Source organism: Gemmatimonadales bacterium, from assembly GCA_030697825.1.
Classification (GTDB): domain Bacteria; phylum Gemmatimonadota; class Gemmatimonadetes; order Gemmatimonadales; family JACORV01; genus JACORV01.
The window spans coordinates 1-8,629 of the sequence record JAUYOW010000006.1 but is presented as its reverse complement, the minus strand read 5'-3'; the positions used below and the strand labels follow the sequence as shown (position 1 = coordinate 8,629).

At 69.5% G+C, this 8,629-nt stretch carries 9 protein-coding genes; 1 reads left to right on the top strand and 8 read right to left on the bottom strand.

The features are described from left to right. Positions 1 to 15 precede the first annotated feature (15 nt). From Q8Q85_00240 to Q8Q85_00220, 5 genes are all read right to left on the bottom strand, one after another. Positions 16 to 588, bottom strand: coding sequence for a Rieske 2Fe-2S domain-containing protein (locus tag Q8Q85_00240; protein ID MDP3772677.1), 573 nt, complete (start codon positions 586 to 588; stop codon positions 16 to 18). Between the two features lie 38 nt (positions 589 to 626). Continuing rightward, on the bottom strand, positions 627 to 1,628 hold the full coding sequence (locus Q8Q85_00235) for a DOMON domain-containing protein (protein MDP3772676.1): 1,002 nt from the start codon (positions 1,626 to 1,628) through the stop codon (positions 627 to 629). Then, positions 1,625 to 2,437, bottom strand: coding sequence for a multiheme c-type cytochrome (locus Q8Q85_00230; protein MDP3772675.1), 813 nt, complete (start codon positions 2,435 to 2,437; stop codon positions 1,625 to 1,627). Before Q8Q85_00230 ends, Q8Q85_00235 begins: the two co-directional genes overlap by 4 nt. Before the next feature lie 106 nt (positions 2,438 to 2,543). Continuing rightward, complete coding sequence (locus Q8Q85_00225; GenBank protein ID MDP3772674.1) at positions 2,544 to 4,094, bottom strand: cytochrome c3 family protein; 1,551 nt, start codon at positions 4,092 to 4,094, stop codon at positions 2,544 to 2,546. A gap of 20 nt (positions 4,095 to 4,114) precedes the next feature. Continuing rightward, positions 4,115 to 5,512 carry an ethylbenzene dehydrogenase-related protein gene (locus tag Q8Q85_00220; GenBank protein MDP3772673.1) on the bottom strand — a complete coding sequence of 466 codons (1,398 nt, stop codon included), beginning with the start codon at positions 5,510 to 5,512 and terminating at the stop codon, positions 4,115 to 4,117. 369 nt (positions 5,513 to 5,881) lie between these two features. Between Q8Q85_00220 and Q8Q85_00215 the strand changes: the two genes are divergently transcribed. Then, the gene (locus Q8Q85_00215) at positions 5,882 to 6,286 is read left to right on the top strand and encodes a CYCXC family (seleno)protein (protein MDP3772672.1); all 405 of its coding nucleotides are present in this window, start codon (positions 5,882 to 5,884) and stop codon (positions 6,284 to 6,286) included. Here the strand turns inward: Q8Q85_00215 and Q8Q85_00210 are convergent. The 3 genes from Q8Q85_00210 to Q8Q85_00200 all read right to left on the bottom strand — a co-directional run. Next, the gene (locus Q8Q85_00210) at positions 6,283 to 7,065 is read right to left on the bottom strand and encodes a hypothetical protein (protein MDP3772671.1); all 783 of its coding nucleotides are present in this window, start codon (positions 7,063 to 7,065) and stop codon (positions 6,283 to 6,285) included. The two genes, Q8Q85_00215 and Q8Q85_00210, sit on opposite strands and share 4 nt — an antisense overlap. 23 nt (positions 7,066 to 7,088) lie before the next feature. Continuing rightward, positions 7,089 to 7,754, bottom strand: a complete 666-nt coding sequence (locus Q8Q85_00205; GenBank protein ID MDP3772670.1) for a hypothetical protein — start codon at positions 7,752 to 7,754, stop codon at positions 7,089 to 7,091. Positions 7,755 to 7,758: 4 nt separating this feature from the next. Next, positions 7,759 to 8,629 (bottom strand): BamA/TamA family outer membrane protein (locus Q8Q85_00200; GenBank protein MDP3772669.1); only part of this gene is annotated, 871 nt, incomplete at its 5' end.

The window sequence follows — 8,629 nt, the reverse complement described above, 5'->3', positions numbered from 1 at the left end:
GGCGACGGACACTACCTAGACCTTCACGCCGATCGGCCCGGAGAACGGTCCGGTGACGATGATCTCGCCCGCGTCGTTCTTGCGCACGGGCAGCTGCGGCAGCGCCCGCGGGGCGGGCCCGCCCATCACCATCGCGCCTTTGTGCGGATCGAACGAGGCCGCATGGCAGGGGCAGTGGATGTGCGGGAAGGGCGCCATGTCCATCGGCTCTTCGGAGAACCGCACGGTGCATCCCAGGTGCGTGCACAGGGCGCTGTAGGCGACGATCCCGCCGACGGCGCCGCTCAGGTCCGTCGGCTCGGCCATCATCGCCGGGTTCAGCTTGCACACGAGCACCAGGTTGTCGTGGTTTTCCGCCTTGCCCTCGGGAAAGGCCAGGACCGCCTCGTTCTGCACGAAGCTCCCGTCGGTGACCGGCTGGTTGGCATTCTGACCGAGCGCGAACACCAGTCGGTCGCCCTCGGCGATCGTGCGGCTGGCCGACGCCCGGGTGCGCCCGCGCAGCGTGACGAGTCCCGGAATCGCCGACGCGACGGCGGCGACGATCCCGGTCTTCAGCGACAGGTCCGCGAAACGACGGCGGTCCATTCAGCTCCTCCTCGCAGCGGTCAGCCGACGTGCAGGACTCACCAGGGGATCCCGTCGTCGCGCTCTTTCTTGACGACCTCGAGGGGCACGAACGCCCGGCTGTACGCCGCGACGATTCCCGCGAGAGCCAGCAGGCCGACCGCCAGCGCCAACCCCAGCACCCACACCGGCACCGCGACCACGATCCCCACCCCGAAGGTGCCGAGCGCCACCAGTTCTACCAGGATCAGGACCGGGAACAGGATGGTCGCAACGTCCAGCGCGCCGGTGTCAGCGGCCGGTCCGGGCCCGGTCTCCATCCAGCCTGCCGCCAGCCCGTGGAAGCCGATGATGAGCATCAGCGCCGCCCACGTGGCCAGGAAGATCTGCACCTCGTCGAGGTGGTCCGGCAGCAGCGCAGCGTGCGCGCTCGCAGCTGGCGGCCCGTTGAACAGGTCCAGCAGGGCGACCGCCTTGCTGCCGCCCGAGTGATAGACCGTGAAGTCGTCGTCGCTGGCCGAAGCCAGGATCACATGGGTCTGGCCGGCTTCGATAGGCTGGTCCGTGGAGTCGTGCGTCGCGAGGGAGCGCTCGAACTCGATCGTCGTGCCCGCCGCCGTCTGCAAGCCGGCCCCGGTCGCCACGTCGTTGCGCCCGCCCAACGTAGTGTCCGCTGCCTGGTCAGTGGGCGAGTTGGCGTAATGGTCGCCGAGGTGGGCGCCGCTGCCGTCCACTGCGCCCATGATGATGTCGGCCCCGAACATCAGCGGCCCCTGGCCGCCGAACCCGACGGCGACCCAGCCGGTGTCCGGAGTCGTGATCGCCCCGAGCAGCCGATCGCCGCTGATCGTCCAGGAGAAGCTCAGCTTGCTCGCGTCGTCCGTCCACTGGAACCGGTACTCGCCGGGGGTGACCCGTCCGTCGAGACGGTGCTCGGCCTTTCCGGATCCGATCAGCGACGCCAGGCGCCGCGGTGCCCCGAGGCTGAACGCAAGGAGCACCGCCAGCACCCCGCCGAGTGCGACCGACGCGAGCGGCAGACCGCGCGGGTGGTGGCTCATGGCCGTTGGCGGGTGGCCGGCCGCGCTGAGGTGCGGGGCGGCGGCGCGGCGTAGCCGAGCGCGGCCCAGGCACTGAGGACGTCCGCCTGCGCCGCCGCGAGTCGGGCGGACGCGGAATCGAGCCTGAAGGTGTGCCAGACCTCCGCGGCGGCGCTGAGGTTGCGCTGCGCGCTGGCGAGCGACGCCCGCGCGCGCGCGGCCCGCGCCGCAGGCGCCCGCGTCGCGACCGAGGAGACCACGTGATAGAGAATGGCTTCCGAGCGCACCAGGAACAGCACCGGCGCGCTCTCGCGCGCCTTGTCCACAGGAGCAGACCCGCCCGCCACGTGGCAGGCGGAGCAGGTGCCGAGGACCTGCTCAGGGGTCAGCACGGACGTGGCCATGGCGCCGTGGCACGTAACGCAGTTGGGGCCGCGGCCGTCGCTCTCGAGGCGGGCGAAGTGAACGCTCGACCGGAAGTACGCCAGTTGCGCCGCGTGACAGCGCCCGCAGGTGGCCGGGATCCGCGTGTAGTAGAGCGGGCTCGTACGGTCGCCGGAGCGGACCACGGTCCGGTGGGCCACGACCCTGTCCGAGGCGGCGGGATCTCCACCATGGCACGCCTCGCACCCCACGCCGGCGGTGGCGTGCCCGGAACCCAGCCACGCGGAAAACCCGTGGCCCGCCTGGGACGCTTCCGGCAGGGTCTGGTGGCAGCTGACGCAGCGGCTGGGCTGTTGCGCCGACAGTCCGGGAAGGGTGAACGCCCCGGCCATCGACGCCGACACGAGCCATGTCGTGCAGAGCGCCAGGCGAAACACTGATGGCACGGGTCCACTCCGCGTGAGGAACGCCGCCGACTGATGGGGATTGCGGGGTGCGTCCGCGCACGCCGCTGGCGGCGCGACGCGGCGCACCCCTGGATCGTAGACCTCTCTACCGGGCGCTCACCGCCAGCGCCTGCGCGCGGGCTGCGGTACGGGCCCGTTCGGCCGGCGGTGCCGGCGGCAGGTAGGTGTACCGCGCCCGCAGCGCCTGCGTGCTGCCTAGCAGGAGCGCCTCGGCGTAGAACGGGTTGTGCACCCCGTTGGAGCCGTCGCCGTTCCGGATCATGTCGGCGTTGAACCACACGCCCTCGCCGACCGTGATGATGGTGGACCCGATGGGATTTCCCGCGCACGCGCCGGTGGGCGCCGTGGTGGCAAAGCTGAAGTCGCACGGGGACGTCAGCTTGACCTGCGCCAGCAGCCCCGAATCCGTCGGGAGCGCGTCGAGCGCGCCGTCGTTGTCCTTGTCCTTCCACAGCACGTCCTGATAGAGCTGGAGGCGACCGGCGAGGATCTGCCGCGCCGAACGGGCCACGTTCTCGGTGCCGTGGCAGCCCGACGTCGCGCAGGTCGCGAACCGCCGCTCCGTGTCCGGACAGTCGGTAGCGCCGGTCGGCGCGCCGTTGGCGTCAACGCACGGGATCGGCAGGAACCGGTGACCCGTCACGCCGATGAAATCGCCGGTGACCGCGTCGGTCGTCGAGAAAGCCTCCACGTGGCAGCCGGCGCAGAGCCGCGGGTTGGCCGCGGACCCGTGGGTCGAGGCCTGCCGCGTCGCGTCGTAGGCGAAGTTCTGCGGGACGTACCCCGCCTCACCCAACAGCATCGGACCCTGCGGCGAGTGGGCGCCGCGGGACGTGGTCGGGTCGGGGACCGAGCGCTTGTGATGGCACGCCATGCAGAGGTTGCCCTCTTCGTCCGCCACGTCAATGGGCAGGCGTAGCTGCCCGCTGTTAGGACCGCCGTGCGGATCGTGGCAGACGGCGCAGGTGATCGGGTAGAGCGTCGAGCCGCCGTCCTCAGCGAATCGCGCCTCGGGGTCGAACCGCCTCGCCGCCGTGCGCCCCTCATGGCACGCATTGCAGCCGCCGGCGTCAGGGCCGCGGCCAGCCGGGTAAGAGTTGAGAATGCCGTGCCGCGACGATGCCCACTCCTCGACGAATGGTGTGTGGGTGCTGCTGTGGCAGGTGCCGCACCCGATATCGAGGCCCACCGCCGCCGTGATGGTGGTGAGCGGCTGTGACTCGTCCGGCGCCGTGATGTGCTGGGCCCCCGGACCGTGGCAGGCTTCGCACTGCACGTCGTAATAGAACTTCTTCGCGTCCGCCGCTACGCTGGTGAAGCCGGCCGAGTCCGGCGCCAGGTTGCTCGACCCGTTGGTCGTGTGGCACGGGTTGCAGCTCTCCTGCGCGAAACCGCTCGCCTGGAGGTCGGCCCACGCCCCGGCATGGGCGGTCAACTGCCAACTCCGCTGCTTCGAGATGTGGCAGTTGCCGCAGGTCGTCTGCCGGGTGTCCGGGTTGGAGTACCCGACGAACGCGACGTCCAGCGTGGGGTTAGTATTGCCGCCGCCGTTTTCGTCAACGCACGCCCCAAGGACGAGCAGGCCGGCGGACGCCGCGACGGCGAGCGCACGCATGGTGACTGGGTGTGTCTTCACGGGTCGGCTCCTCGCGCCGGTCACTGTTGGAACCGCAGGGTGTACACGCCCGGCGACCAGCTGTGCTCGATCTGGGCGTTCTCGAAGACCGCTACGCCGAAGCGGTAGCTCTGCCCCGGCGTGAACTGCACGTCCACAGGCACTATGGAGGTGCCGCCGGCCGGGATCGCGCCGACGGAGGTCGTGGTCAGGTTGCGCACGATTTCGAGCGTCCATCTCCCGGCCGCATGGACGCCGTAGGCTTCCACGTCCGACCGGTCCACGTTCGGCTTCAGGGTGGTGATCGAGTTGGCGATCAGGTCGCCGACCGCGAAGTTGTCAGCGAACGCGGTGGCGATGTCGTTGGGATCGATGGCGAGGCCGACGGCGGCCCACTGCACCGCAGTGGCCGAGTCCACCATGTGGTACGGCGCCGCTGGCTGGTTCGGAGACATGAACAAAGGTACGGCGGAACCGTTGCTCTTGTACTCGCCGCCACCCGGATCACCGGCGCGCCCGCCGCCAGAGTTCACGGTGAGGGCGCGGTTCCAGTACACGTACTGGTCGTCGAGCCGGTGCACGACGTTGGTCCGCACCAGCTTCCAGTGCCACATGTCTGCCGTCTGGCCGACGCCGTTGGTGTACTTGAGCGGCCGCGCGTCGCCGGGCCGGTCCACGTGGCAGAGGACGGCGCAGCCGTTCTCGTCGAAGCCGTCGATCGCGCTGGCGCCTGACGTGTTCCAGATGATGGCGAGCTTGTCTTCATAGTAGTAGTTGTCCGGCATCGTCCGCCAGCGCGACAGCCGGCTGTTATCGAAGAGCGGCGGGGCGACGGTGCGCTTGAGCCAGCCGCTCGCGGTCTTTTCCCACGGCGAGCGCACTACCGACTCGGTCGGATCGTCCCACTGGAGCAGGAAGAAGACTCGGTTCGACGTGTACATCGCGCGCATGGTCACGGTGATGGCGCCCGCGAAGCCTCCGTGCACCGGGATGAGGAGCGCGGTGGCGCTGTTCCACGCGGCCTCCGCCACGCCGTCCACCGTCGGCGCCGTGGTCGCCAGCGCTGCCGTGAGCGTCCGCGACGCGCCGGCCTGGGCCAGCGCCTGCACGTACCGCACGATCGTCTGCGCATCGTCGGCGCTCGTGGAAGCGAACGGCCGGACCGGGTGCAGCAGACTGCTCCCGTTCAGCACCCGCTGGATGAGCGGCGAGGCAGTGGGGTCTTCAAAGTTGAGGAAGTTCTGAACGGTGGCGGAGTCGGTGGCGCGCGTGCCGCTGATTTCGAACCCGCCGTGATAGACCGAGTTGTTCCCGTTATGGCAGTTCCCGCAGTCCTCCGCGGTCAACACGGCCTGGATGGCGGCGAAGCCGCTGGTGCTACCGGGGCCGGTGTTGTCGTCGCCGCATGCGGTAATGCCGCCGGTCGCCAGTCCAAGCATCAGAAGCGCGAATGAGTGTTTGCGCATGTCGAGTGATCCTCGTCGGTCGTCCAGGGAGCTGTGGGCGAATCGTGCCCGCTTGTCAGCTCCGAGTCGTACTATACAGAGAGCACTCAACATGCCACCAGGGGGCCCTACCTACGTAATTGTACGGCATGGGCTTACCACCGGCGCAAGCGTCTCCATTCCGCCGCTGTCCCAATTGGGCCAGCGTATCATCGGACATTATGCGACAGAAAGCGAGGGCCTAAGGCTGCCTTCGATGCGAAGCTCCAGCTAGTAGGTTTGGCCCACCGGCGTGGCTCCCGACGCCTGCACTTTGCCTCAGTGGTGGGTCCGGGTAAAATTTGGGGTACGAAAGGAAGCCCGATGAACAACAAGAACCTGCCCTGGATCATCACCGCCGTCGCCGTCGTTGCGCTGGGTGGAGTCCTCGTCGCACAGAAGATGGGAACCGCCTCGCAGCGTCACCCTGACCCGAGACCCGATGTCAACGGCGCCACGGTGATCCCCGCGTCGAACTGGAACTTCGAGCCTATCGTCCGCGCCTACACCGCGGCGGCACAGAATGCCCAGGTGATCGACGGCCTCTACTGCCACTGCGGCTGCAAGGAGAGCATCAACCACCGCTCGCTCCTCACCTGCTTCGAGACCGATCACGGCTCGGCGTGCGACATCTGCATGGAAGAGGTGGAGCTGGCCGCGCGGATGCACGGCCAGGGCGCCACGCTCGATCAGATCCGGCAGGAGATCGATAAGCAGTACGGTAGCTAAGGCCCGCGGTTTCCGGGCGGCGGCGGCGGCGGACCCGCGCCCCCCACGTATTCGACCACCCCGTCGTCCCGCACCCGGAACGTCCAGCGGTGGCTCGTGATGCAGCCGGCAAGGCAGTCGCCCCACTTCACGGTGTACTCCAGCCGCCAGGCATCCGACTCGCGGGCCGCGTCGAGATCGTCGCCGTCACCGCCCGGCCCGTTCGCGGCGGAAGATTCCACCCCTTCGACGCGCGCGAATAGGAGCGCGAGCGCGCCCACGTTGAGCGGCCGGCTCGCCGCGAGCACGCACATGTCCCCCCGCAGGACGATCAGCACGGTGCATCGCTCGAGGTCGAGCCCGTAGCGGACCATCAGGCCGTCGACCGCGTCGTTGCCGGTACGTGGCTCGCCCCGCCTCCACGCATCGGGCCAGCCCGCCCCTTTCGCCACGAACACGAGCAGGCTCCTCGTCGTCGGATATGGGAAGGTGTGGACCGCGTAGAGGTCCACGACCGAATCGCGCGCGGCGAGGTCGCGCGCGTTGTAGACGAGAACGAGGCGCTGGTAGAGATCGTTCGACAGCTCGTCGGGGATTTCGACTTGGTCGGCGGGCCCGCTTCCCAGCCGGAGCAGGTGGCGGAGCGCGAGCCGAGCCGCGTCCTCGCGGTAGGCTTCCCGTTGCGGGGCGGGCACGGACCGGTCATCCGGGCTCGGGGTCTGCCACTGGACGATGCGGCCAACCTCGCAGCCGCCCAGCAGGCCGGCGACGATCATGATCTGGAACGGCTTTCCGCGCATCGGCCCTCCCGAGGCCCGCGACTTCAGTAGTCGAAGGTGTCCGTCCGCGCCTCCAGTTTCCTTCGCGGCAATCCTGAGAACCGGATCAGAAGCCGCCGTGCGCCGCGGCCGAGCGCGTCGCCCACGTCGCCGCGGCGCGAGATCGCGCGGCCCAGGTCGCCCCGCAGCCACCGCTCCACTTCCTCCAGCTCCGACAGCGAGAGCGACTCGATCTCGAGCGAGGCCACGTAGTAATACCGATGACCCCGCGAGGAGGCCTCGGGTAACAAATCCACGGTGAACGCCGTCGAGAGCGCCTGACCCATCGCTTCGACGGTCGTGAAGGTCTCCTCCGTGCCTCCGCTCCGGATCAGCGAGTACTCGCCGGTCAGGGGATCGAGGCGCGCCAGCGCGTCCCATGCGACGTCGCGCTCGAACTTGTCCACCAGGCCGCGGTCCCTCCACAGCTCGAGGCGAAAGTGGTAGCGAACGGGGAAGCCGTTGTGGAGCGCGGCGTCGAAGACGCCGTCGTCCATGAGACGGAGCGCGCGAACGAGTGGCGGCAGCGGCTCGCCCCCGGCGTTGCGGTTAAGTTCGATGACGAGCCGCGGCGGCTCGGCGCTACGCGCTGACTGCCGAACCTCCTGCGCGCGGGCGCCGCCGCCCAGGCCGGCCAGGAGAGTGAAGAGCAGCCACGCGCCACGCCGCACGCCGCTAGAAGCGCCGCCCCATGCGCACCGTGAAGCTCACCGGCTGTTCCGCCTGATCGAGCGCCTTCGCGAGGTAGAAGCCGATCGGCCCCAGGTCGAGCCCCACGCCGATGTCGCTCTTGAACGTCGAAAGCGCCGGCAGCCGGTCCAGCGGTATCTTGTTGGGGCCGCGGCCCGCCATCCAGGCGCGCCCCGCGTCCGCGAACACCACCACGTCGGGGCCGGTCACGTGGAACGGCTCGTAACGGTCGTTGTCGTCCTCGCCCCAGTCGTTGGCCCATTCCGGCCCGAAGTCGAAGCCGAGATGAGCGCGGAACTCCACCTGACCCACGAGGACCCGGTCGCACAGCGCCGGCCCGCCTGCGACGAGCTCACCGCCGCAACTGAACTGCCGGACCCTGTAGCCGGGCAGCGGATCCGGATAGCCGAGCGACAGGCGGTGCTGCAGCGGCAGCGCTTCGCCGCCGACCCGGCCGCCGCCGGCGACCCGAAGGTTGAGCCTACCCGCCGGCGAGACGCGCAGGTAGCTGCGCGCGTCGAAGAAGACGCGCTGGTAGCCCAGTTTGCCGTCGGCGAGCGCCGCCGGAACGCATGGCGCGACGATGCAGACCAGTGTCGGGTCCGTCGTGCCCGTGATGTCCTTGCCCTCTCCCACCTCGTACTCGCCCGTCACCAACACGCCCGAGGAGGGCGTGCCCCGGTCGTTGCGAGTGTCGAAGCGAAAGGAGGCCACGGCGGAGCGGAAGCGACCGTCGGTGACGGCGGGGTTCTCGCGCCAGATGTTGTCGCCGCGGAACAGCGTCCACGGGTCACGCGCCTCCACCGACGACTGCGTTTCGTCCCGCCCCTCGACCGTGAAAGTTAGCGGTCGCCCG

Bases quoted from the DNA above. Each gene is read 5' to 3' on its own strand.
- Q8Q85_00240 (MDP3772677.1), bottom strand. From the start codon at position 588: ATGGACCGCCGTCGTTTCGCGGACCTGTCGCTGAAGACCGGGATCGTC.
- Q8Q85_00235 (MDP3772676.1), bottom strand. From the start codon at position 1,628: ATGAGCCACCACCCGCGCGGTCTGCCGCTCGCGTCGGTCGCACTCGGC.
- Q8Q85_00220 (MDP3772673.1), bottom strand. From the start codon at position 5,512: ATGCTTGGACTGGCGACCGGCGGCATTACCGCATGCGGCGACGACAAC.
- Q8Q85_00215 (MDP3772672.1), top strand. From the start codon at position 5,882: ATGAACAACAAGAACCTGCCCTGGATCATCACCGCCGTCGCCGTCGTT.
- Q8Q85_00210 (MDP3772671.1), bottom strand. From the start codon at position 7,065: ATGCGCGGAAAGCCGTTCCAGATCATGATCGTCGCCGGCCTGCTGGGC.